Genomic DNA, 24263 nt, shown 5'->3' on the forward strand with positions numbered 1-24263 from the left:
GGTCCACGACCAGCGACCCTATGCGCCGGGGTCCGGCGCCGGTACGTGATGTCGCCCGGATCGTCCGCCGGGGACGTCCGATCGGGTCGAGCTCGCGGCCGCGGCCGCCCGGACCCCGGCGGTGATCATCGCGAGTTCCTCGGCGGTGCAGACATAGGGCGGCATCGTGTAGACGAGGTCCCGGAACGGCCGCAGCCACACCCCCGCATCGGTCGCGGCCGCCGTCGCCGCGGCCAGGTCCACCTCGTGGTCGAGCTGCACCACCCCGATCGCGCCGAGCACCCGAACGTCGACGACGCCCGGCAGGTCCCGGGCCGGTGCGAGCCCGTCGCGCAGCGCCGCCTCGATCCCCGCGACCCGCCCGCGCCAGTCCTCGGACAGCAGCAGGTCCACCGACGCGTTCGCGACCGCCGCGGCCAGCGGGTTGCCCATGAACGTCGGGCCGTGCATGAGGACGCCCGCCTCGCCCTCGCAGATCCCGTGGGCGACCTGTGCGGTGCACAGCGCCGCCGCCATCGTCAGGTAGCCGCCGGTGAGGGCCTTGCCGACGCACATGACGTCCGGGCTGATGCCGGCATGCTCCGCGGCGAACAGCTCACCGGTGCGTCCGAAGCCGGTCGCGATCTCGTCGAAGACCAGCAGGACGTCGTGGGCCAGACACAGCTCGCGCAGCACCTGCAGGTAGCGCGGGTCGTGGAAGCGCATGCCGCCCGCGCCCTGCACGACCGGTTCGACGATGACCGCGGCCAGCTCGTCGGCGTGCCGCTCGAGCAGCCCGGCGAGCTCGTCCACATAGGCCGGCGTGAACTCCCGGGGCGGGGCGCTCGCGAAGACCTGTCGCGGCAGCACGTCGGTCCACAGCGAGTGCATCCCCCCGTCGGGGTCGCAGACGCTCATCGCGCCGAACGTGTCGCCGTGGTAGCCGCCCCGCCAGGTCATCAGCCGATGCTTGCCGGGCCGGCCCCGCGACCGCCAGTACTGCAGGCACATCTTGATCGCGACCTCGACCGACACCGAGCCGGAGTCGGCGAGGAACACGTGCTGCACGGGCTCCGGGGTGATCTCGACCAGCCTGCGGGCGAGCTCGACGGCCGGGCCGTGGGTCAGCCCACCGAACATGACGTGGCTCATCGCGCCGAGCTGGTCGCGGACCGCGGCGTCCAGCACCGGATGCCGGTAGCCGTGGATCGCCGCCCACCACGACGACATCCCGTCGACCAGTTCGCGGCCGTCGGCCAGCCGCAGCCGCACGCCCGAAGCCTCCGCGACGAGCAGCGAGGGCTGCCGCGCGGGGAGCGGAGCGTAGGGGTGCCACACGTGCCGCCGGTCGATGGCCAGCAGGTCGTCCTCGGTCACGACACCCGAGCCTAACCGCGACCGGACGCTGTCCCCCATCGTCCTACCAGGACGTCCCCGGCCGATGACGACGTCCTGCGCCCGGTCCGCGACCGACGCGACCGGCCTCGTTCGGTGTCGGGTGGACCCGGCCGATCGGCGACGACGACCGGTTCCGGCTCGTGGCGGGCGGGCGCGTCCCCGGCGAGCTCATCTCGATAGGCTGGCGGATCATGTCCGCCGCCACCTCCGATGCCGCCGTCGGGACCACCCACCCCGCGCGGTCCCGGCGCCGCGAGCTCGGGCAGACGAGTGCCCGCTCGCTGCTGCTCACCGTGCTCGGCGAGTTCGTGCTGCCCCGCGACGAGCCGGTGTGGACCCAGGTGCTCCTCGACGTGCTCGGCGGACTCGGCGTCGAGCAGAAGTCGGCCCGCCAGGCGCTCGCCCGCACCGCCGCGGAGGGCCTGCTGGTCTCCGGCCGGTCCGGGCGCCGGGTGCGGTGGTCGCTCACCGAGCCCGGTCGACGGCTGCTCGCCGACGGAGCCGCGCGCATCTACGGCTTCGGCGCCGCGTCCGGGCCGTGGGACGGCCGGTGGCTGGTCCTGCTGGTCAGCGTGCCGGAGTCGCGGCGTCAGCTCCGGCACCGGCTGCGCACCCGGCTGGCCTGGGCCGGGCTCGGATCGCCCTCGCCCGGGGTGTGGCTCTCCCCCGACCCGGGCAAACAGACCGAGGTGGCCGCGGTCGTGGAGGATCTCGGCCTGACGGCGGTGACCAGCTCGTTCGTCGGGTCGTTCGGCGCCATCGGACAGGAGAGCCAGATCGTCGCGCAGGCGTGGGACCTCGCCGAGGTCGAGGCCGCCTACGAGCAGTTCATCGACGAGTTCGGCCGGGCCGCCCCGCAGACCTCGGCCGATGTCCTCGCCCACCAGATCCAGCTGGTCCACGCCTGGCGGCGCTTCCCGTTCCTCGACCCGAAGCTGCCCGACGAGCTCCTGCCGCCGGGCTGGGCGGGCGCGCGGGCGGCGGAGCTGTTCGACACGCTGCACCGCGGGTGGGGCCGGCCGGCACAGCAGCACTGGCGGGAGCTGATGGCCGAGGCGAGCTGACCGCCCGCAACCGCCGCGGGCCGCGGTTCGGCCGAGAAGGCCGGTGTTGCCGTCCTCGGGGCACCCGCCTCCGCGGCCGCCGGGTACTGGCACCTACCCCAGGCAGCCCGGCCCGAGCAGCGCCTTGAGGTCGCCCATCAGGGCGGAACTGGCCGTGACCCGCAGACCGTCGTCGAGCCGCAGCACGGTGGTCCGGGTTCCGTTGATCAGGCTCAGATGCACCGGGCGCGGACCGGGATGGCTGGTGAGGACGTCCTTGAGCTTCGCGACCACCGGCGGGGTGCACCGGGTCGCGGCGAGGCTCACCGCCAGCGGGGTGCTGTTCTCCTCCCCCGCAGCCGACAGATCGGGCACCGCGAGGTCGTTGGCGATCAGCGAGACCCGGTCCTCCCGCTTGCTCACCCGCGCCTTGACCAGCACGATCGCGTCCTCGGCGACATCGACCCCGACCACCTGGTAGCAGCGCGGGAAGAACAGCACTTCGATACCACCGGCCAGGTCCTCGATCTGGGCCGACGCCCACGGCTCGCCGTTCCTGTTCACCCGCCGGTTGACGCCCGCGAGGATCCCGCCCACGGTGACCTGTGCACCGTCGCCGACCGTGCCGTCGAGGATGTTCTGGATCGGGGTGTCGGACTTCGCCGCGAGCACCTGCTCCACACCGTGCAGCGGATGCCCCGACACGTACAGGCCCAGCATCTCCCGCTCGACGGCGAGCCGGTGCTTGGCGTCCCATTCCTCGTCCGGCACCTTGACGTCGAAGATCCCGCCGAGGTCGGCCTCCTGCCCCCCGGTGCCGTCCATCGACCCGAACAGGTCGAACTGGCCCATCGAGGCGGCCCGCTTCGTGCTCATCACCGCGTCGATCGCGTCGGAGTGCACGAGCAACAGTCCCTTGCGGGAATGGCCGAGCGAGTCGAACGCCCCCGCCTTGATCAGCGATTCGACGACCTTCTTGTTGCAGACCACCGCGTCGACCTTGCGCAGGAAGTCGGAGAAGTCGGTGAAGGCCCCCTTCTCCTTGCGCGCCGCCACGATCGCGTCGACGACGTTCGCGCCGACATTGCGGATACCGCCGAGCCCGAACCGGATGCTGTCCCCGACCGGCGCGAAGTTGCGCACCGAGTCGTTGACGTCCGGCGGCAGCACGACGATGCCCATCCGCCGGCATTCCGCGAGGTAGACCGCGGCCTTGTCCTTGTCGTCGCGGACCGAGGTGAGCACCGCGGCCATGTACTCGGCCGGGTAGTTGGCCTTGAGGTAGGCGGTCCAGTACGACACGACCCCGTAGGCCGCCGAGTGCGCGCGGTTGAACGCGTAGTCGGAGAACGGAAGCAGAATGTCCCAGAGCGTGGTGACCGCATCAGTCGAGTAGCCGTGGTCGCGCATGCCCTGGGCGAAGGCGTCGTACTCCTTGTCGAGGATCTCCTTCTTCTTCTTGCCCATCGCGCGGCGGAGCAGATCGGCCTTGCCGAGGGTGTAGCCGGCGAGCTTCTGGGCGATCGCCATGACCTGTTCCTGGTAGACGATCAGGCCGTAGGTCTCGCCGAGAATGTCCTTGAGCGGCTCAGCCAGCTCCGGGTGGATCGGCTTCACCTCCTGCCGACCGTTCTTGCGGTCGGCGTAGTCGTTGTGCGCGTTGGCGCCCATCGGTCCCGGGCGGTACAGCGCGCCGACCGCGGAGATGTCGTCGAACTCGGTGGGCGCCATCCGGCGCAGCAGGTCGCGCATCGGGCCGCCATCGAGCTGGAACACCCCGAGCGTGTCGCCGCGGGCGAGCAGCTCGTAGGTCTTCTCGTCGTCGAGCCCGACCTTCTCGATCTCGAGCGCGGGCTTGCCGTTGAGCTCGATGTTCTCCAGGGCGTCGTCGATGATCGTGAGGTTGCGCAGCCCGAGGAAGTCCATCTTGAGCAGCCCGAGGGTCTCGCAGGCGCCCATGTCGAACTGCGTGATGATCGCGCCGTCGGCCTCCCGGCGCTGAATCGGGATGACGTCGAGCAGCGGCTTCGACGACATGATCACACCGGCCGCGTGCACACCCCACTGCCGCTTCAGGCCCTCCAGCCCGCGCGCCGTGTCGATGATCTCCTTGACCTGCGGGTCGGTCTCGTAGAGGGCGCGGACCTCGGCGGCCTCGGAGTGGCGCTTGTGGGAGGGATCGAAGATGCCCGCCAGTGGGATGTCCTTGCCCATGACCGCGGGCGGCATGGCCTTGGAGATGCGGTCGGCCACCGCGTAGCCGGGCTGGCCGTAGAGCACCCGCGCCGAGTCCTTGATCGCCGCCTTCGCCTTGATCGTGGAGTAGGTGATGATCTGCGCGATGCGGTCCTCACCGTATTTCTCGGTCGTGTAGCGGATCATCTCGCCGCGCCGGCGTTCGTCGAAGTCCATGTCGATGTCGGGCATCGAGACGCGCTCGGGGTTGAGGAACCGCTCGAAGATCAGCTTGTGCTCGATCGGATCGAGGTCGGTGATCCCCAGGGCGTAGGCCACGAGCGAGCCGGCCGCCGACCCGCGGCCGGGGCCGCAGCGGATGCCGACGGACTTCGCATACTGGATGAGGTCGGCCACCACGAGGAAGTAGCCGGGGAACCCCATCTGGATGATGATCGAGACCTCGTAGTCGGCCTGCTTGCGGTAGCGATCGGTGACGCCGTTCGGGAACCGCCGGTGCAGCCCCCGCTCGACCTCCTTGATCAGCCAGCTCTCCTCCGTCTCGCCGTCGGGCACGGGTGCGCGCGGCATGAGGTTCTGGCCCTCGGTGAACTCGACGTTCACCCGCTCGGCGATCAGCAGGGTGTTGTCGCAGGCCTCGGGGTGGACCGGGTCCCACAGCGCGCGCATCTCGGCCGGGGATTTGAGGTAGAAGTCCTGCGCGTCGAACTTGAACCGATTCGGGTCGGCCAGCGTCTTGCCGGTCTGCACGCACAGCAGGACCTCGTGCGACTTGGCGTCACCCGGGTACGTGTAGTGCAGGTCGTTTGTGGCCAGCCCGGGCAGGTCGAGCCGCTTCTTCAGCGCGAACAGGTCCTCCTGAACCCGCTTCTCGATGGCGATCCCGTGGTCCATCAACTCGCAGAAGAAGTTGTCCTTGCCGAAGATGTCCCGGTAGTCCGACGCGGCCTGGCAGGCGGCCTCGAAGTCACCCTGCTGCAGCAGCCGGGCCACCTCGCCCGAGGGGCAGCCGGTGGTGGCGATGATCCCCGAGCCGTAGGCCTCCAGCAGCTCACGGTCCATCCGCGGCTTGTAGTAGTAGCCTTCCAGCGAGGCCAGCGACGAGAGCCGGAAGAGGTTGTGCATCCCCTCCGTGGTCTCGGCGAGCAGCGTCATGTGGGTGTACATCAGGTCGGGGTTGTCCTCGCCGACAACCTGCCCGCCGAGCGTGGCCTTGCGGCGCTCGTGCCGCGAGCCCGGGGCCAGATAGCCCTCCATCCCGATGATCGGCTTGATGCCCGCGGCCCGCGCCTTGCGCCAGAACTCGTAGGCGCCGTACACGTTCCCGTGGTCGGTCATCGCCAGCGCCGGCATCCCCATCGCGGCCGCCTCGGCGAACAGGTCGTCCAGCCGCGCCGCACCGTCGAGCATCGAGAACTCGGTGTGCGTGTGCAGATGCACGAAGCTGTCGGTGCCCCCTGAGGACGTCACCGCGGTTCCTGCCGCTACCGATCTGGTCATCGAGACGTGCGCACACCCTTCCACGAGCAGCCGGGGCGGACGCGGAGGCTCGAGAAACCCACCCGCGCCTCGTCCGCTGGAGACGAGCCACCCTAACCCCGGTGACCGACGGTTCCGCTCACCCGCACTGCGGCATCGCCGAACGCGCTGCTCACCTGGCCGACCGGCGTGTCAGGCCCGGCCGGTCCCTCAGGCGGCCGCGGCGATCGGGCCGGTCGTGTGCCCGAGCACGCCCCGGTAGAGCTCCTCGAACCGGTCGAGGGTCGCGCCCAGCGCGTGCCGGGACGCGATCTGCCGGCTCGCCGTCCCCATCCGCCGGCGCAGCGCGGCGTCCGCAAGGAGTGTCGCGAGCCTCGCGGCCAGCGACCCGACATCCCCCGGGTCGTACAACCAACCGTTGCGGCCCGGCCGGACCAGATGCGGCAGCGCCATCGCGTCGGCGGCCACCACGGGCTTGCCCGCCGACATGGCCTCCAGCGTCGCCAGGCTCTGCAGCTCCGCGATCCCGGGCATGCAGAACACCGCGCAGCGCCGGTAGGCGCCGAGCAACTCGTCCTCGCTCACGAAGCCGCGCCAGCACACCCGCCCGCTCAGCCCGAGCTCGCCGGCGAGCGCGGCCCAGGCCCCGCGCCGGGCCCCGTCGCCCACGATCTCCAGCCGGGCCGGCAGATCGGCCGGTAGGCGGGCGAACGCCCGCAGCAACTCGTCGACCCGCTTCTCCTGGTCGAGCCTGCCCACGAACAGCACGGTCGGAACGTCGGCCTCGACCCCACCCGCGTACCGGTCGGCGTCGATGCCGCAGGACACCGGCAGGGCTCCGGCGAGACCGGCCGAGTCGGCGAGCAGCTGCACCGCGCGCGGGGTCGGTGCGGTGACGACGGCGGCGCGACCGAACACCCGTGCGAGGTCCCGCCACGCCCAGCGCGCCGCGACCTGCCGCAGCGACCCGGGTATCCGGGCGTGGGCGAACAGGTTCTCGGGCATGAAGTGGTTGGTCGCGACCAGCGGGCGGCGCGCCCGGGAGGCGGCCACCGCGAGCCCGCGCCCCACCACGAAATGCGCCTGCACGTGGACGACGTCCGGGTCGACCGCATCGAGCAGCGCCGCCGTCGCGGGCCCGGCCTGCCACGGCAGACAGATCCGGAAGTTCTCGTGCAGCGGGTAGCGGTGAGAGCGGATCCGGTGCACGGTGACGCGATCCTCCCGGTGCCGGCCCGCGCGCCCGTCCGGCGACGGCGCGACGACGTGGACGTCGTGCCCGCGCCCGGCGAGCCCGTCGGCCAGCCGCGCGGCGAACCGAGCGGCCCCGTTCACGTCGGGGGGGTAGGTGTCGGCCCCGATCACGATCCTCAGCGGTGGCACGGTCGTCCTCTCATGTCTCGTCGGAGGTCAGGGCCGCTGTTCGCACGGCCGGTGAGTTGCGGCCGGGGCCGCGCGGTGCGCGGCGCGCCGCGTCCGGGTGATAACGGGCAAGGGCGAGCACGCCGAGGGCCGCCGCGACGGCGCAGCCGGTCATCCCGACGGCGGTGAGCACCCCGATGGCGGCGCCCTCGCCGAGCGCCAGCACGCCCAGCCCGACGGCCACCAACGGGTCGATCACGGTCAGGCAGCTGATCACCAGCTCCGGGGGACCGGCGGCGAACGCCTGCTGGACGAGCCAGCCACCGACGGCCAGCAGGACCGCGATCCCGGCGAGGACACCGGCCACATCGAGGGCGCCGACCCCGGCGATGATCTGTTGCGCCAGGGCTCGCAGCAGCGCCGAGACGAGCCCGAACGCGACAGCCCCCGCTGTCGCGCAGGCGATGCATCGGACCGGCCCCGCGGCCAGCGCGCCGAACCCGGCCAGGGCGAGTCCGATGCCGCCGATCACCGCGCTCGCCACCGGCAGCGCTGCGGGGTCGGCGAGCGCGCTCGCCGCGCTTCCCGCGGCGAGCGCGACGAACCCACCCACCCCGGCGAGACTCAGCGCGACACCGCCGACCACGCCGGGGGCGGGTCGCACGCCGCCGGCGCGGGCCGCCAGCAGCACCGCGAACGGGACGGCGAGCACTCCGATCGGCTGCACGACCGACACCGGGGCCAGTACCAGCGCGGCGGCGTGCAGTCCGGCGCCCGTGGCGCCCAGCGCAAGGCCGGCGAGCCAGCCCGGCCTGCGCACCAGCCCGCCGACGGCACGCAGACCGAGCCCGGCCGACGTGGCGGACCCGGCGTCCATCGCGGTCGCGACGGCCCGGTGCTGCAGGCCTGCGGCCAGCGCGAACGATGCGGCACCCAGCGCTGCGAGCACGACGGCGAGAACGGCCGGCGGGCCGGGACCGAGCACCTCACTCACCGGTGCCTCCCGCGCTCGCCACCGCCGGGACCGACCCGGCGGCGACCCTCGCCTGTGCGCAGGCGTTGGCCGTCGCGAGCAGCAGCACGATCACCACGCCGTACAGAACACGCTCGACCAGCCCCAGCAGCGGAAATCCGGGTGAACCGAAGACGACGATCGGGACATGACTCAGCAGAAACGCCGTGCTGAGCAGTCCGGTGGTCAGCGCCAGCCGGGCCAGCCCGGGTGCGCCACGCAGGCCGTGCCGCGCGATCAGCCAGGTGACCATCGGCAACCCGGCGAAGACCCAGGCCCCCGCACAGCGATGCACCGCGGCGGCGATATCGGGGGGTGCGCCGGGAGCGTTCGTCGGGAACACCGCCACCAGCACGAGCGCGACACTCCAGCTCACCAGGAGGCCGGCGAGCGGCACGGCACCCGGCAGCCGCCGCTGCAGCAGCCCGGCGGCGAGCAGACCTCCCGCCGCGGCCAGCGCCAGCGCGCTGATCCCCAGCAGCTCGTACCCGCCCGGAACCACGATGTAGTCGCTGATCGTCCGGGCCAGCGGGTCCACCGCGGCGGAACCCGCATGGTGCAGGAAACCGACCGGAAACAGGGCGATGATCACGCAGCCGAGGACCCCCGACTCCCTCCCCCGCACGGTCATGGATCAACCGTGGCAGCGGGGGCGGCGGAACATCATCAGGAACTCCCCCCAAGTCCGTTCGGGGGTGTCCCGGAGCACCGGGTGCGGGTTCCCGGGTCAGCGGGCCGTCGGGACCGGCCCGTCGTCGGGCAGCGGGTCGGCCCGATCGGTCTGCTCGGGAAGCAGCGGCGCCAGCGCCAGCTCCACCGGTGTCGTGCCGGCCGGTGCGGCGTGCACCGCCCGCACCCCGGGCCGTCCGGCCAGGGTCTCCAGCGCCGCCCGCTCGCCCTCGACCACGAACGCGACGACACAGGCGCAGCCGGGGTCGGCGAGCGCGGCCTGCTCCGCGGCGGCGACGGCGCCTGGTCGCCCGGTGAGCCTCCCGGCCTCGGCCGCCGCGGCGTGCGCGGCGCGCTGCCGGGCGGTGTCGAGCGCCCGCGGCAGCTCGATCCGTGGGTCGAGCGCCTCGAAGTACAGCGCGGTCTGCACCCGCGCCAGCGGCACCCGCAGCACCACCGAGTCGACCCGCATCACCCCGGCAAGCAGCGCCGCGTCGGCCGTCGGCACCTCGGCGGCGAGCTGCACGAGCGCGGGTGCGCTCGTCCCGGGGACGGGCAGCAGGGCGGGCAGCCGCGCGAGGTAACCGGCGACCGGTTCACCGGGGTCGGGACCGAGCCGCACCGACCCGGCGGGCGGCCGCGGCTGCGCGGGCGCGAACTGGCCGCCTGCGTACCAGGCGACGAGCAGTGCGACGACGACGCAGCCGGCCCAGGCCACGAGCCGCCGCATCCGCTGTCCTTCCCGTCGGGCCGGCATCGGCGATCAGTCCCGCAGCAGCTCCAGCGCCCGCGCCAGATCGGCCGGATAGGAGCTGACGAACTCCACCGGGCGGCCGTCGGCGGGGTGCGCGAACCCGAGCGCGCGCGCGTGCAGCCACTGCCGGTCCAGCGTCAGCCGTCGCGCCAGCGTGGGATCGGCGCCGTAGGTCAGGTCCCCGACACAGGGGTGACGCAGCGCGGCGAAATGCACCCGGATCTGATGGGTCCGCCCGGTCTCCAGGATGATGTCCAGCAGGGACGCCGCCCGGAACGCCTCGATCGTGTCGTAGTGCGTCACGCTCGGCTTACCGCCCGCGACGACCGCGAACTTGTAGTCGTGGCGGGGGTGCCGGTCGATGGGTGCATCGACCGTGCCGCGGCTGGGATCCGGATGGCCCTGCACGACGGCGTGATACCGCTTGGTGACCGAACGCTCCCGGAACGCCCGCTTCAACGCCGAGTACGCCCGCTCGGACTTCGCGACGACCATCAGTCCGGTGGTGCCGACGTCGAGCCGGTGCACGATGCCCTGCCGTTCGGCGGCTCCGGAGGTGCTCACCCGCACGCCCAGCGCGGCGAGCCCGCCGAGCACGGTCGGACCGGTCCAGCCCGGGCTGGGATGCGCCGCGACCCCGACCGGCTTGTCCACGACGACGATGTCCTCGTCGGAGTGCAGGATCGCCAGCCCGGCCACGATCTCGGGCGGCCCGCTGATCCCGGCCGAACCGTTGTCCGGCTCGGGCAGCTCCACCTCCAGCCAGCTTCCCGCCGTCAGCCGGTCGGACTTGCCCGCGGCGCGGCCGTCCACGACCACCCGGTCGTCCTCGGCGAGCGCCGCGACGACGGTGCGGGAGAGCCCGAGCAACCGGGACAGCCCGGCGTCGACCCGCATCCCGTCGAGCCCGTCCGGGACCGGGAGCCTGCGCAGCTCACCCATCCGAGCGCCCCGGACGGCTGCCGTCGAGCTCCCGGCCCGTCACCGCCAGCAGCACCAGCAGCACCCCACCGCAGACGATCGCGGAGTCGGCCGCGTTGAACACCGGCCACACGCTGCCGTCCGGGGCGAACAGCGACACCATGTCGACGACGTGGCCGGTCAGCGGGCCGGGCGAGCGCGCCAGCCGATCCGTGAGATTGCCCAGCGCGCCGCCGAGCACCAGGCCCAGCGCCACCGCCCAGCCGGGCGAGCGCAGCCGGCGAGAGACCCGCACGATCATCACCACGACGCCGATCGCGACCAGGGTGAGCACCCAGGTGTAGCCGGTGGCCAGCGAGAACGCCGCGCCCGAGTTGCGGACGAGCACCAGATACACCGCACCGCCGAGCAGCCGGACCGGCGGGTGCCCCTCGAGCAGCGCGACGCTGACGACCTTGGTCACCACATCGATCGCGAGGACCAGGGCGGCGATCACCCCGAGCAGCAGCACCCGCCGGGGCGGGGCAGCGGTGGACAGGCTGCGCGGCGGGTCCTCGGCCTGGGTCACGCCCCCATTATCACTGCCCGCTCAGCGGGTACGGCCGCTGCCGTCCTCGCCGCGCCACCGCGCGAGCCGCCCGGCCCGGTCGACCGCGCGGATCCGGGCCTCGGTGGCCTCTCGCGCCTCGGCGGTGGTGACGACCAGGAACTGGTCGCGTTCGCGCAGCCGGGTCTCCCCGTCCGGGGTGAACGCGACCTCGTCGCGCACCACGAGGCTGACCGTCGCACCCCTCGGAAGGCGCAGCTCCCGCAGGTAGACCCCGCGCAGCCGGGAACCGAGGGGCACCGTGACCTGCAGCAGGTCGGCACCGAGCTCACCGAGCGGGGCGGCGTCGACCTCGAGCTCCACCGGCTCCGCGGGGCGGGCCACGCGCAGCAGTTTCGCCACCCACGGCAGCGTCGTGCCCTGCAGCAGGGTGAGCAGAACGACCAGCACGAACACGACGTCGACCAGACGGTTTCCGTCCGGGGCACCCTCGGTGACCGCGACGAGCGCGAGCACGATCGGCACCGCACCCCGCAGCCCCGACCAGGACAGGAACATCTGCTCCCGCCACGGCATGCGAAACGGCGTCGCCGCCGCGACGACCGAAGCCGGCCGGGCCGCGAACAGCAGCACGGCGCCCGCGAGGAGCGCAGGCAGCAACGCCTGCCCGAGATTGGCCGGCGAGACGTACAGCCCGAGCATGACGAACAACCCGATCTGGGCAAGCCAACCCAGGCCCTCGGCGAAGGACAGCACCCCGGCGCGGTGCGGCAGCTTGGCGTTTCCCAGCACGAGCGCGGCGACGAACGTCGCGAGCAGCCCGGAGGCGTGGGCGGCCTGCCCCGTGGCGTAGGCCAGCACGCAGACCGCGACCGCCGCCAGCGGGTACAGGCCGGTGGCGGGCAGCGCCGCCCGGCGCAGCGCCCACGCCCCGCCCAGCCCCAGCGCCAGCCCGATGACCCCGCCCGCCACCAGCTCGAACAGGACGATCACCGGCGTCCACGGGGTGATCGGGCCACCGGAGGCGAGCAGGACCACGGCGAGTACCACCGGCGCGTCGTTCACCCCGGACTCCAACTCCAGCGCTCCGGCGAGCCGACGCGACACCCCGGCCCCCCGCAGCACGCTGAACACCGCCGCGGCGTCGGTGGACGAGAGCACCGCGCCCCAGAGGAACGCGGCCCGCCAGTCCAGGTCCAGCAGGACGTGCAGCAGCGTCCCGACCACGGCGATGCTCACCGCCACCGACACCGTCGAGAGCGCGATGCCCACCCCCAGCGAGGGCCGCACGGCTTCCCACCGGGTGGTCAGCCCGCCCTCGACGAGGATGAGCACCAGCGCGGCGAGACCGAGGCTCTCGGTGAACGCCGCATCGAAGATCGCCCGGTCCAGCACGAACTCCCCGAGCAGCACCCCGATGCCCAGGTAGAGCAGCAGCGAGGGCAGCCCGAGGTGGACCGAGACGCGCACCGCCACGACGCCGAGCAGTACGACGGCGGCAATGGCGCCGAGCAGGATCTCCAGGCTCGCCATGGCCACCTCCGCGCCGGTCACACTATCGACGCAGGTACAGCCCGGCGGGACCGGACGGTATCGGGGTTCAGGTGGCCGTGACGCGCGGGGCGGCGGAGGTGGGGCGGCGGTGCCCGAACCGTCCGAAAAGCCAGATCACCGGCAACGTGCAGGCCAGCGAGACGGCGATGTACAGCGGGCGTTGCAGCCACCAGGCCAGGTCGGGTATCTGCTTCTCGGCGAGCTCACCGTTCCAGGCGTAGATCAGCCCGCGCCCGATCGCCATGCCGGTGGTGTGGAACAGAAACACCGGCATCGCCATGCGGTTGATCACCTCGACGAACCGCCGCGGACGGGGCCGCTCCAGCCAGCGCTCGACTCGCGGCCGGGCCATCCCCGCCGCCCCGACCTGGAACGCCAGCAACGCGGCGATGCACAGGGTCGGCGGCGCCATGTTCGAGGTCTCCCCCGGCACTCCGACCATCGAGCCCGGGTACAGCCCGGAGAACACGAGCCCGACCAGCCCGAACAGACCCGCCCACATCAGCGCCGCGTCGATCTGGCGATGCGCCCGCACGAGCGCCTCGTAGTAGAAGCCCGCCTGGAACGCCACGCCCCAGACCAGCACCATGTTGACGTAGGCGATCCCCTCGTACCCGCCGCGGAAGCGCACGATGTCGACGATCACGACGAGCCCGACCATCCACACGAACACGACGGTGCCGAACCGGCGTTGCAGCGCGAACCACACCGGGATCAGGGCGATCAGCACCAGGTAGATGCCGATGAACCACAGCGGGCTGATCACCAGCAGCACCGCGCGGCCGATCCACCGCACATCGAAGACGGCGCTCAGGCCCACCCCGAACCCGGTCCACACCGCCGCCAGCACCAGCGCAGGCAGCGACAGCTTGCGGACGTTGCGCCAGACGAACTGGCCGAGGCTCTCGCCGCGAACCTGGGCGCGCTGCCAGGCCGTGAGATGCACGTAGCCGCCGACGAAGAAGAACAGCGGGAGCACCTGGAACAGCCAGGTCAGCACCCACAGCCCCGAGGTGAAGCCCAGCGGGCTGGTCGCCCTCGGCCCGGTCGGCCCCCAGATCAGGATCGTGAACGCCCAGTGCCACAGGACCACCACCAGGATGGAGAAGGCGCGCAGGAAGTCGATGTAGCGCTCACGCTGCACCGCGGTCCTGCCCCGCCTCGTCGCCGGGTCGGCCGGTGGCACCGGCAGACCGGTGGTCCCCGGCTCGTTCATTGCGCCGCCCCCTCGCCGCACGCTCCGGTAGCGTCCCGCAGGATGGTCGGTATGACGGCGGTCCTGGAGGCTCGCCCGGGGACGCCGACAGGCCCCCGGCGCGCGCTCCGGCGACGGCTGGGGCTGTTCTCAGCGATCACCATCCTGGCCGCCTCCAACGTGGTGAGCAATCGGATCTGGCCCGAGGCCTATGTCCCATGGAACCTCGCGATCGCGGCCATCCTACTGATCTTGGCTCGACGCAGCGGCCTGAGCTGGGACGATCTCGGGCTCGCCAGCGCCAGGCTGCGGCGGGGGCTGACCATCGGCGGTCTCGCGGCCGGGCTCGTCGGGGTGCTCTATCTCCTCGCGCTCGCGGTCCCGGCCACCCGGTCGGCGTTCGTCGACTCCCGGGCCGCTGGGCCGCTGGGCGCCGCGCTGTTCGCGGCGCTCGTGCGGATCCCGTTGGGCACCGTCGTCCTGGAGGAGACGGCGTTTCGCGGGGTGTTGCCGGCGCTGGTCGCCGGGGGCTGGTGGCGCAGCGCGCTGGTGTCCTCGGGACTGTTCGGGCTCTGGCACGTGCTCCCCTCGCTCGGCGTGGCCCAGGCCAACGCCGCGGTCGGGGCAGCCGTCGGCGGCTGGGGCGCAGTGGCTCAGGTCGGGCTCGCGGTGCTGTTCACCTTCGCGGCCGGGCTGCTGATGTGCGCATGGCAGCGCTGGAGCGGACATCTGGTCACCCCCATGCTCGCCCATGTGGCGACCAACTCGCTGGGCGTGCTCCTGGCCTGGTGGCTCGTCACCTCCTGATCCCACTCCGCGAGTCGCGGTATTTCCGTGCGCGAGTCGGGGTATTTCCGTGCGCGAGTCGGGGTATTTCCGCGATTCGGGTCCTCAGGTACGCCAGATGAGCGTCGCCGCTGACCGCGACCGGGGCGGCACCTGCGCGAGAGCCGCGGCCACCTCGGGCTCCCGGTCGGTAGGCAGGCACAACCGCCGGGTCACCCACGCCGGATCGTGCGGCGGCGTGCGCTCGCGCTCCCAGTGCCGGACCTCGGGCGTCACCCCGAGCTCACGCAGCACCGCGACCGCGTCGTCATCGGTGGCGGACGGCGGGCGGTGCAGGTCGTGGAAGCGCACCCACAGCGGATCGAGCCAGGCCATCGGATGCCTCGTGAGCATCTCGACGACGACACCGCGCCGCGCCGCCGCGGTGAGCGCCCTGAGGAACGGCGGCAGGTCCACGACGTTGTGCAGGACGTGGTGGCAGACCACCACGTCGGCGGTGCCCGCCTCCGGCGCGACGTCCGGCCAGCCGCCGAGCACCGTGCGGACCGCCACCCCGCGGGCGGCGGCGTCGGTGGCGTAGCGCTCGAGCATGTCCCGCTGGCGGTCCACCCCGGTTGCGTGCCGGACGCGGTCGGCGACCGCGAAGGTGGCATCACCGCCGCCGCAGCCGACGTCGATCAGGGTGCCGCCCTCGCCGAGCAGTGCCAACGCCGCGTCCCGCGACGGCGTGTCGGCGGGAACGACGGGTGCCGCGAAGTCGACCGGGTTGTGGACCCAGGGGTCGGCCGGGGCCTGCGCGAGGATCTCGGGCGGGACGCCGCGGCCGGATTGAAGTTCGGCCCAGCGCCGGGCGGCGGTACCGGTCATAGGACGATCATGCCAGCACCGCCGCTCACGGCAACGCGGAAATCCCCCGACTCGCGCACGGAAATACCGCGACTCGCGCACGGAAATACCGCGACTCGCGGAGGTCGCTACGGGGCGGGGTCGGCCTGGGCCTTCACCGCGACCCGGATCTCGTGGCCGTCGGAGACCTTCCCGACGAGGGTGGGTTCGGCCATCGGCGCGTAGGCCACGCTCATCGCCAGCACCTCCCCCGCCAGGAACTCCTCGTGCGCGCGAACCGCGTCCAGCACGGGCTCGGGAGCGTCGACCGTGAGCGCGATCCGGTCCGAGACAGCCAGCCCCGCATCGCGGCGGGCCTGCTGGACGACCCGAACGGCGTCCCGCGCCAGGCCCTCCCGCGCGAGCTCCGGCGTCACCGCCGTGTCGAGCACCACGAGGCCGGTGTTGCCGGGCAGCGCGGCGGTTTCCTCCGGATCCCTGGCGACCAACCGCTCGGTGAACTCGCCGGGCAGCAGGGTGATCCCACCGGCCTCCACGGTGCCGTCCGGGTTGGACCGCCATTGCCCGGCCTTGACCGCGCGGATGACCTTCTGGGTGTCCCCGCCCAGGCGGGGTCCGCAGGCTCGGGCGTTGACCGCCACCTCGAACCGCCCGTGCGCGGCGACGTCGGTGGTCAGCACGACCTCCTTGACGTTCACCTCGTCACGCAGGATGTCGGTGAAGGGCTCCAGCGACGCCGCGTCGGCCGCGGCGACCGTCAGCGCTGCCAGCGGCAACCGCACCCGCAGGCCCCGGGCCTTGCGCAGCGACAGCGCCGCCGAGGCCACCTGTCGGACCCGATCCATCGCGGCGACCAGCTCGGGGTCACGCGGAAGGTCCTCGCGCGACGGCCAGTCGGTCAGGTGCACCGAGCGGCCGCCGGTCAGCCCCTGCCAGATCTTCTCCATGGTCAGCGGCAGCAGCGGGGCCGCGACCCTGCTGGTCACCTCGAGCACCGTGTGCAGCGTGTCGATCGCGTCGGCATCGCCGTCCCAGAACCGGTCCCGCGACCGCCGCACGTACCAGTTGGTCAGGACCTCGGCGTGGTCCCGGATCCGCTCGCAGGCGCCGGCGATGTCGTAGACGTCCAGCGCCGAGCTCACCTGGTCGACCAACTCCCCGGTCTTGGCCAGCACGTACCGATCGAGCACATGCGCGCTGTCGGTGCGCACCGTCCCGGCGCGGCCCGCCGCGTTCGCGTACAGCGACAGGAAGTACCAGGTGTTCCACAGCGGCAGGATCGCCTGGCGCACGCCCTCCCGGATGCCCTGCTCGGTGACGATCAGGTTCCCGCCGCGCAGGATCGGCGATGCCATGAGAAACCAGCGCATGGCATCGGAGCCGTCCCGGGAGAAGACCTCGTTGACGTCGGGATAGTTGCGCCGCGACTTGGACATCTTCTGCCCGTCGTCGCCCAGCACGATCCCGTGCGCCACGCACGCGGCGAACGACGGCCGGTCGAACAACGCCGTCGCCAGCACGTGCAGCGTGTAGAACCAGCCGCGGGTCTGCCCGTTGTACTCGACGATGAAGTCGCCCGGATAGTGATGCTCGAACCACTCGGTGTTCTCGAACGGGTAGTGCACCTGGGCGAACGGCATCGAGCCCGACTCGAACCAGCAGTCGAGCACCTCGGGCACCCGCCGCATCGTGGAGCGCCCGGTCGGGTCGTCCGGGTTCGGGCGGGTCAGCTCGTCGACATGGGGACGGTGCAGGTCGGTGGGCCGCACCCCGAAGTCGCGCTCCAGTTCGTCCAGCGAGCCGTACACGTCGACGCGAGGGAAGCGCGGGTCGTCGGAGACCCACACCGGGATCGGCGAACCCCAGTACCGGTTGCGCGAGATCGACCAGTCCCGCGCACCCTCCAGCCACTTGCCGAACTGCCCGTCGCGCACGTGCTCGGGCACCCAGGTGATCTGCTTGTTCAGCTCGACCATCCGGTCACGGAACTCGGTGACCTTGACGAACCACGAGTCGACGGCGCGCTGGATCAACGGGCTTCCGCACCGCCAGCAGTGCGGGTAAGGGTGGTCGTAGGTCTCGTGGCGCAGCAGCACACCCTGCGCGTGCGGGGCCCGGTCCTTGAGATCCCGGATGATCTGCGGGTTGGCCTCGAACACCTGCATGCCGGTGTACGGAGGCACCTCGGTGGTGAACTCGCCGCGGGCGTCCACCGGCACGACGGCCTCGATGCCGGCCGCGTCGGTCACGGCCTTGTCCTCCTCACCGAAGGCCGGCGCGATGTGCACCAGCCCGGTTCCGTCCTCGGTGGTGACGTAGTCCGCGGCCAGCACCCGGTGGGCGTTCTCCCGGCCCACGAAGAAGTCGAACGGCGGCACGTACGCCGTACCGAGCAGGTCGGCACCGGTGAGCCGGCGCCGGATGACCGGCTCCTCGCCCAGCTCGCGGGCGTAGGCGCCCAGCCGGGCGGCCGCCAGCACGTAGCGCTCCGCGGCCTGGCCGTGCGTCGAGGCGGTCTCCGCCACGACGTACTCGACCTCGGGATGCACCGCGACGGCGAGGTTCGACGGCAGCGTCCACGGTGTGGTCGTCCACACCAGGGCCAACGCGCCGTCGAGTTCGGGGTCCTCGCTGACGAGCCGCAACCCGACGGTGACGGCGGGGTCCTGCCGGTCGAGGTAGACGTCGTCCATCTTGGTCTCGGTGGCCGACAGCGGGGTCTCGCAGCGCCAGCAGTACCAGAGCACCCGGAACCCGGAGTAGACCAGACCCTTGTCCCACAGGGTCTTGAAGGCCCACATGACCGATTCCATGTAGTCCAGGTCGAGCGTCTTGTAGTCGTTGTCGAAGTCGACCCAGCGGGCCTGCCGGGTGACATACGCGCGCCATTCGTCCGTGTAGCGCAGCACCGAGGTGCGGCAGGCCTCGTTGAAGGCTCCGACGCCCATCTCCTCGATCTCGGACTTGTGCTTGATCCCGAGCTGGCGTTCGGCCTCGACCTCGGCGGGCAGCCCGTGTGTGTCCCAGCCGAAACGGCGCTCGACCCGTCGCCCGAGCATGGTGCGGTGGCGCGGGACGACGTCCTTCACATAGCCGGTCAGCAGGTGGCCGTAGTGCGGCAGGCCGTTGGCGAACGGCGGGCCGTCGTAGAAGACGAACTCGTTGCTGCCGTTCTCACCGGCCGGTCGCGCCTCGACGGACTCGACGAAGGTCTGGTCGGCCGCCCAGAAGTCGAGCACCTCCCGTTCCAGCACGGGGAACGACGGGTGCGCGGGGACGTTCGGGTAGGACGGGGGCTGTGGCTCGGCCATTGCGGCGGTACTCCTCGTGCGGCGATGTCGATCTGCCTGCACGGGGACGACACCCGTTCCCGAATGCCGCGGTACCACCCCGCTTGCCGCCCGCCTGCGTGGACGGCCTCTCGTTCGACGGCTGTGACGGGCCGCTCCCGTCCGGTTCTACTCCCGATACCCAGACCCTCTGGGCACCCGTTTCTTCCGGAGGCTCCCCGGTGATGGCCGGATCGATGCCTGTGTCGTGCTCTGTCGACAAGGGTAGCGCGCGGGCGCCACCCGGTATTCCGCGGCCGAGCCGGCGCCGAGGTTCGCTCCGCTCAGCGCACCCTCGCCGGATGCCTGCCGCTCAGCACGCGGTCGGGGGTGCACCAGCCGCACGGGGTGAAACCGAGCTCCACCGCCTCGCGGACCGGCAGCGGGATGATCGGCATGCCGGGCAGCGAGCGGCAGCCCGCCAGGTGATACCGCGGGAGCTCGTCGACAACGACGACCTCGTCCTCCAGTTCGGCCATCAGCGCCGCGGCGTCGGCGTTGCGCGGCTCCTCGGGAGGCTCCCCACCGGGCCCGAGCGGGGGCAGGGAGCCACCACGCACGTCCACGGCGGCGCCACGGGGAAGATCGAGCGGCGGCGGACCGGCCTGGGCACCGCGCCACCGCTCCGGCTGGGCCGCCGAGGGTTCGCGCGCGCCGGCGGGGGTGAACACGGTCGCGGCTCCGGCGCCGTCCGTCGGGGCCGCCCCGGCCGCGGACTCGGCCTGGCCCGAGTCCGACGGGTCGGACGGCTGCTGCCCCACCGAACCCGCGGTGCCTGCCGACGCCACCGCCAGGGTCGGTCCGTCGATCTCGTCGGCGCTCAGCTCGGCCTGCGGCACGCCATTCACGGCGGCTGAGGCCGGTGCCCCGTGCTCGGCACGGCCGTCGGCGGCCTCGCCGGAACTCTCGGCAGCGGCGGGCGCCGGTCCCCGTGGTTCATCGGCCGCGCCGGCCGGGTCACCGTCCTGCGCGTCGACCGGTCCGCCGGCGGGGTCCGGTTCGGCGATCCGATCCACACCCGGTCGCTGATCATCCACAGCAGATTCGGTCACGCTAGGTGAGGAAAAAACGCCCGATGGAGTGGAGCTCTCACCAGCGCCCGACGGTCCATCCGCTGAGCCGGACGGTTGAACCACCGGAAGCACCGTGGTGGCGTCGGAGGCCGACGGCTCGATCTCCGGGCCGTCACCACCGCCCACGCCGCCGACGCCGGCTCCATCCGGCACCCCGGGCGCCGACCCGACCGCAGGGACGATCGGGATGATCTCCGTGGCCGGCTCGGAGTCGACGGGGGGGACGGCGGGAAGCGGCGGTGGGATGGGCCTGCCGATCTCGGCACCGGCCTTGACCGCCGCGCGGCGCTGCATCCAGTCGACGAGCAGCACCCCGGCGGCCCCCACACTCACCGCGACGGACACCCATGCCCACAGCACGCTGCCCGAAAGCAGAGCAACGACCAGCAGGCCGAAGGCGATCATGACAAGGATCAGGACCAGCAGAAGCACGATTCACTCCCTGGGCGGCGGCGCAGCGTCGGGCCGCCGGCCCGTCGGTCAGTCGATCGGACGGGAACCGTCAGCTGCCGGCGTCGGCGCGTTGACCGTACCCGCTCGCGGCATAGCCACTGTTCGGGTTGGCCCGGCCGTCCGACGGCGCCGCGGATCCACGGCCCTCCAGGTCTCGCAGCTGGGACTCCAGGTAGGTCTTCAGACGAGTCCGATACTCGCGCTCGAACGTCCGCAGCTCGTCGATCTTCTTCTCCAGCACGGACTTGTCGCGCTGGATCGTGCCGATGATCTCGGTCTGCTTCCGCTCCGCCTCGCTGACCAGGGACGCAGCCTTGTCCCGGGACTGCCGTTCGAGGGTCTCCGCCCGGGTGCGGGCGTCGTTGAGCATCGTCTCCGCGCGCGAGCGCGCATCGTTGACCAGCCCGTCGGACTTGGTCCGAGCCTCGGAGAGCAGCTGCTCGGACTTGGTCCGGGCATCGGCCAGCATGGTGTCGGCCTCGTTCTTGGCCTCGGCGGTGAGCCGGTCGGCCATCTCCTGCGCCAGGCCCAGCACCTTCGCGGCCTGAACGTGGTGGTCGCCGCCTGTGAGGTCACCGCCGTCGGCCATCTGCGGCGGCGGGGCGGAGAGCGAGCGCTGCGGCTCCATGGGCCGCTGCATCGGCTCGACGGTGCGTTGCATCTGCTGGGTCGGCGGCGCCTGCGGCACCCCCATCCCGGCACCCTGCGGACGCGAGCGCGCCTCCTCCAGGTCGGCCTGGGCGTTGCCGAGCCGCTGCTCGAGCTGCGCGACCTGCTCCTGGAGGTCCTCGTTCTCCTCGATCAGCCGGGCCAACTCGGCCTCGACCAGGTCGAGGAACGCATCGACCTCGTCCTCGTTGTATCCCCTCTTGCCGATCGGCGGTTTGCTGAACGCGACGTTGTGCACGTCGGCGGGTGTCAGCGGCATCGGATCACCTCATGCAGTCCTCGGCGGCGAAGCCGGGTGACTGGGGCTCACGCCGGCTACGGCTGGGCAACGCTCATCAGTATGAACACGACCAGCAGCAGAACCATAATCGACAGGTCCAGCCCCACGCCCCCAATCCGGACGACAGGGATCACTCTCCGCAACAACTTCACCGGTGGATCGGTTACCGTGAAGATCACTTCGAGCGCGACCGCGCTGTGCCCGCTGGGCACCCACTGATGCGCGAAGGAACGCACCAGCTCGACCACGATCCTGGCCATGAGCAGCAGCCAGAAGAAGAACAGCAGGTAGTAGATGATGAACTGAACGACGAGCGGCACGCCCTCAATCCTGGCGGAACAACCCGCGTTCGGCGAGTTTCCGCGCGTCGTCCGCCGAGACCTCCACATCGGCCGGTGTGAGGAGGAAGACACGGTTGGTGACCTTGTCGATCGATCCGCGAAGCGCGAACGCCAGGCCCGCCGCGAAGTCGACGAGGCGCTTGGCATCGGCCGCGTCGAGCTCGGTGAGGTTCATGATGACGGGCTGGCCATCGCGGTAATGCTCGCCGATCGTCCGCGCCTCCTTGTAGCTGCGCGGCTGCAGCGTGGTGATCCGGGCCAGTGCGGCGGCACCGCGGTCGCGCTGCTCGGGCACCGGCGACCCGCCCAACGCCCGTTCGCCGGGTCGGATCGGGTCGCGACGTGTCGATTCTCTCATCGAAGCGTCGCGCAAAGTCACCTCCCGCAGCGTCGGCTCCCGCATCGGATCGCGCAGCGCAGCGTCCGGGTCGACCGCGAGTGCGCCGCGCACCGCTCCCGCCCCGAGCCCGCTCACTCCACCCGACCCACGCACCGGCTCGCGGTCGACCCGGAGATCGCCGTGGACGTCGCGCGGGGTTCGCTCCATCCCACCGGGACGCCCCGGTCGGCGGTCCCACTCGTCGGCACGACCACCGTAGGACTCGTCGGCCCGGTCGTCGTAGTCGTACCGGCCGGAGGCGTAACGCTCGTCGGGGCCCCGGCGAGCGGCACCGTATCCAGGTGCCTGCTCGTCGATGTACTCCCCCATCTCCTCGGCGGGCACCATTCCGAAGTAGGCCTTGAGCCGGTACAACGCGCTCATTCGCGCTCCCATCATCGACGCCCCCGGTCGTCGTTCGCCCCCGCGATCGACGGTCACTGCGAGGCTATCCGCCGTTCCCCCACAAGAGCCGTTCCGACACGCACCCCCGTCGAACCGTGACGGATGGCCGCGTCGAGATCACCGCTCATCCCCGCCGACACCTCGGTCGCCCCGGGATGCTCGGCGCGCAGCCGGGCCGCGGCCCTGGCGACCTCGGCGAACGCGGCGTCCGGGTCGGCGTCCAGCGGCGCGACGGCCATCAGCCCGTCCAACTGCAGCTCGGTCCGGTCCGCGACGTGCGCGGCGAGCGCCAGCAGCCCGCCGGGTCCGTCCAGCTGCACCCCGCCGCGTGCCGGGTCACCGTCCACACTGTACTGCAGCAACACCCGCAGGGGATCGGATCGGACGCCCTCGTCGCGAGCCCGGCGCACCGCGCCGGCCAGCGTATCGGCCAGCCGGACCGAGTCGACCGACTCGACCCGCCACACCCACGGGACCACGGTCCGTGCCTTGTTCCGCTGCAGGGCGCCGACGAAGTGCCATGCGGGGGCGGCCAGCGGACGCAGGCGGCCGACGTCGTCGACCTTGGCCGCGGCCTCCTGGGCGCGGTTCTCCCCGAACGCGGTGAGCCCGAGATCGAGCAGGATCGCGACGTCCGCGGCCGGAACCGTCTTCGTGACCGCCAGCAACGTGACCTCCCGTGGGTCCCGGCCGGCCGCGGCACAGGCCGCCTCGATCCGCCCGCGCACCGCCGCCAGCCGTCGCTGAAGCTCCGCGCGTCGTTGCTCGCTCACCTGCACCATGCTCCCGTCTCAGTCCTGCCTGTCCTCGATCGAGCCGCGGCCGCTACCAGGGGCCGGCGCTCGGCGGCCGGATGGGCTCAGCCGGGGGTCGGGTCCAGCCAGGTCACAGCCGCCTGCCGACCCGTCGGTGCACCGCGGCGATGGCTGTAGAGGTCCGGATCCTCCAGCGTGCAGCGCGGATCGACCCCGATCCGGGCCACCCCGAGCGCGGCGAGCTGGCGATACAGGCCCGCCCGGATGTCGAGCCCGGGCGTCCCGCGGCGGGTGCGCGAGGCGCTGCCGGGCAACGCCTGTTCCACCTCGTCGCGCATCGCCGCGGGAACCTCGTAGCAAGCGCCGCAGACCGCCGGACCCAGCAGCACCTCGAGCGCCGCAGGCCGGGCACCCAGCGCCGTCATCGCGGCCACGGTCGCGGGCAGCACCCCGGCGGCGGCCCCGACCCGCCCCGCGTGTGCCGCGCCCACCACGCGGGCCCCCGGGTCGGCCAGGAGCACCGGCACGCAGTCCGCGGTCAGCACGGCCAGCCCCACTCCCGGGGTAGCCGTCACGACCGCGTCGGTCTCCGGAAGATCCGGGTCAGCCGGGTCGACCGGTCCCCGCACGGTCGCCACCCCGGTGCCGTGGACCTGCTGCAGGAACACCACGCCGCCGCGGGCGAGTCCGAGCTCGCCGACCAGCCGCCGCCGGTTCACAGCCACGGCCTCCGGTTCGTCACCGACCCCGAGGGACAGGTTGAAGCTGGTGAACGCACCCCGGGACCGGCCGCCGGCCCGGGTGGTCACCACCCGCCGGATACGCACCGCGGGTCAGC

Annotated in this window: 20 protein-coding genes; 2 read left to right on the forward strand and 18 right to left on the reverse strand. The window is 72.4% G+C overall.

Annotated elements, in window-relative coordinates:
- Positions 1 to 18: 18 nt before the first annotated feature.
- On the reverse strand, positions 19 to 1356 hold the full coding sequence (locus tag ACFQE5_RS03855; protein ID WP_379582815.1) for an adenosylmethionine--8-amino-7-oxononanoate transaminase: 1338 nt from the start codon (positions 1354 to 1356) through the stop codon (positions 19 to 21).
- Between the two features lie 212 nt (positions 1357 to 1568).
- On the opposite strand from ACFQE5_RS03855, the gene ACFQE5_RS03860 reads away from it, so the two are divergent.
- On the forward strand, positions 1569 to 2441 hold the full coding sequence (locus ACFQE5_RS03860; RefSeq protein ID WP_379582818.1) for a PaaX family transcriptional regulator: 873 nt from the start codon (positions 1569 to 1571) through the stop codon (positions 2439 to 2441).
- Between the two features lie 93 nt (positions 2442 to 2534).
- Here ACFQE5_RS03860 and dnaE read toward each other — a convergent pair whose 3' ends face one another.
- The 9 genes from dnaE to ACFQE5_RS03905 form a co-directional block, all read right to left on the reverse strand.
- Positions 2535 to 6086 carry a DNA polymerase III subunit alpha gene (dnaE, locus tag ACFQE5_RS03865; RefSeq protein ID WP_379582819.1) on the reverse strand — a complete coding sequence of 1184 codons (3552 nt, stop codon included), beginning with the start codon at positions 6084 to 6086 and terminating at the stop codon, positions 2535 to 2537.
- Between the two features lie 219 nt (positions 6087 to 6305).
- Complete coding sequence (locus ACFQE5_RS03870; protein ID WP_379582820.1) at positions 6306 to 7478, reverse strand: glycosyltransferase; 1173 nt, start codon at positions 7476 to 7478, stop codon at positions 6306 to 6308.
- A gap of 10 nt (positions 7479 to 7488) precedes the next feature.
- A complete protein-coding gene (locus ACFQE5_RS03875; RefSeq protein WP_379582822.1) occupies positions 7489 to 8451 on the reverse strand; it encodes a hypothetical protein in 963 nt (320 codons plus the stop codon).
- Positions 8444 to 9100 (reverse strand): DUF998 domain-containing protein, encoded by a 657-nt coding sequence (locus ACFQE5_RS03880; RefSeq protein WP_379582824.1) that lies wholly within the window; start codon positions 9098 to 9100, stop codon positions 8444 to 8446. Before ACFQE5_RS03880 ends, ACFQE5_RS03875 begins: the two co-directional genes overlap by 8 nt.
- A 96-nt stretch (positions 9101 to 9196) precedes the next feature.
- Positions 9197 to 9868 carry a hypothetical protein gene (locus tag ACFQE5_RS03885; protein ID WP_379582826.1) on the reverse strand — a complete coding sequence of 224 codons (672 nt, stop codon included), beginning with the start codon at positions 9866 to 9868 and terminating at the stop codon, positions 9197 to 9199.
- A gap of 33 nt (positions 9869 to 9901) precedes the next feature.
- Positions 9902 to 10834 carry an RluA family pseudouridine synthase gene (locus tag ACFQE5_RS03890; RefSeq protein WP_379582828.1) on the reverse strand — a complete coding sequence of 311 codons (933 nt, stop codon included), beginning with the start codon at positions 10832 to 10834 and terminating at the stop codon, positions 9902 to 9904.
- Positions 10827 to 11381 carry a signal peptidase II gene (gene lspA / locus ACFQE5_RS03895; protein WP_379582830.1) on the reverse strand — a complete coding sequence of 185 codons (555 nt, stop codon included), beginning with the start codon at positions 11379 to 11381 and terminating at the stop codon, positions 10827 to 10829. The genes ACFQE5_RS03890 and lspA overlap by 8 nt, the downstream gene beginning before the upstream one ends.
- 21 nt (positions 11382 to 11402) lie before the next feature.
- Entirely contained in the window at positions 11403 to 12893 is a 1491-nt protein-coding gene (locus ACFQE5_RS03900) for a potassium/proton antiporter (RefSeq protein WP_379582832.1), read from the reverse strand.
- Positions 12894 to 12960: 67 nt separating this feature from the next.
- Entirely contained in the window at positions 12961 to 14130 is a 1170-nt protein-coding gene (locus ACFQE5_RS03905; RefSeq protein ID WP_379582834.1) for an acyltransferase family protein, read from the reverse strand.
- A 51-nt stretch (positions 14131 to 14181) separates the two neighbouring features.
- Between ACFQE5_RS03905 and ACFQE5_RS03910 the strand changes: the two genes are divergently transcribed.
- Positions 14182 to 14916 (forward strand): CPBP family intramembrane glutamic endopeptidase, encoded by a 735-nt coding sequence (locus tag ACFQE5_RS03910; RefSeq protein WP_379582836.1) that lies wholly within the window; start codon positions 14182 to 14184, stop codon positions 14914 to 14916.
- Between the two features lie 84 nt (positions 14917 to 15000).
- On the opposite strand, the gene ACFQE5_RS03915 is transcribed toward ACFQE5_RS03910, so the two are convergent.
- The 8 genes from ACFQE5_RS03915 to pgeF form a co-directional block, all read right to left on the reverse strand.
- Complete coding sequence (locus tag ACFQE5_RS03915) at positions 15001 to 15762, reverse strand: class I SAM-dependent methyltransferase (protein ID WP_379582838.1); 762 nt, start codon at positions 15760 to 15762, stop codon at positions 15001 to 15003.
- Positions 15763 to 15869: 107 nt separating this feature from the next.
- Positions 15870 to 19052 (reverse strand): isoleucine--tRNA ligase, encoded by a 3183-nt coding sequence (ileS, locus tag ACFQE5_RS03920; RefSeq protein WP_379582840.1) that lies wholly within the window; start codon positions 19050 to 19052, stop codon positions 15870 to 15872.
- A gap of 302 nt (positions 19053 to 19354) precedes the next feature.
- On the reverse strand, positions 19355 to 20575 hold the full coding sequence (locus tag ACFQE5_RS03925) for a hypothetical protein (RefSeq protein WP_379582842.1): 1221 nt from the start codon (positions 20573 to 20575) through the stop codon (positions 19355 to 19357).
- 70 nt (positions 20576 to 20645) lie between these two features.
- A complete protein-coding gene (wag31, locus tag ACFQE5_RS03930) occupies positions 20646 to 21524 on the reverse strand; it encodes a DivIVA-like cell division protein Wag31 (protein ID WP_379582844.1) in 879 nt (292 codons plus the stop codon).
- 56 nt (positions 21525 to 21580) lie between these two features.
- On the reverse strand, positions 21581 to 21865 hold the full coding sequence (locus ACFQE5_RS03935; RefSeq protein WP_379582846.1) for a YggT family protein: 285 nt from the start codon (positions 21863 to 21865) through the stop codon (positions 21581 to 21583).
- A gap of 4 nt (positions 21866 to 21869) precedes the next feature.
- Entirely contained in the window at positions 21870 to 22649 is a 780-nt protein-coding gene (locus ACFQE5_RS03940) for a cell division protein SepF (RefSeq protein WP_379582848.1), read from the reverse strand.
- Positions 22650 to 22702: 53 nt separating this feature from the next.
- A complete protein-coding gene (locus ACFQE5_RS03945; protein WP_379582850.1) occupies positions 22703 to 23443 on the reverse strand; it encodes a YggS family pyridoxal phosphate-dependent enzyme in 741 nt (246 codons plus the stop codon).
- An 86-nt stretch (positions 23444 to 23529) separates the two neighbouring features.
- The gene (gene pgeF, locus ACFQE5_RS03950) at positions 23530 to 24252 is read right to left on the reverse strand and encodes a peptidoglycan editing factor PgeF (protein ID WP_379582852.1); all 723 of its coding nucleotides are present in this window, start codon (positions 24250 to 24252) and stop codon (positions 23530 to 23532) included.
- Between the last annotated feature and the right edge of the window lie 11 nt (positions 24253 to 24263).

The sequence above is a fragment of the Pseudonocardia hispaniensis genome (assembly GCF_042658695.1).
In the GTDB taxonomy this organism is placed as follows: domain Bacteria; phylum Actinomycetota; class Actinomycetes; order Mycobacteriales; family Pseudonocardiaceae; genus Pseudonocardia; species Pseudonocardia hispaniensis.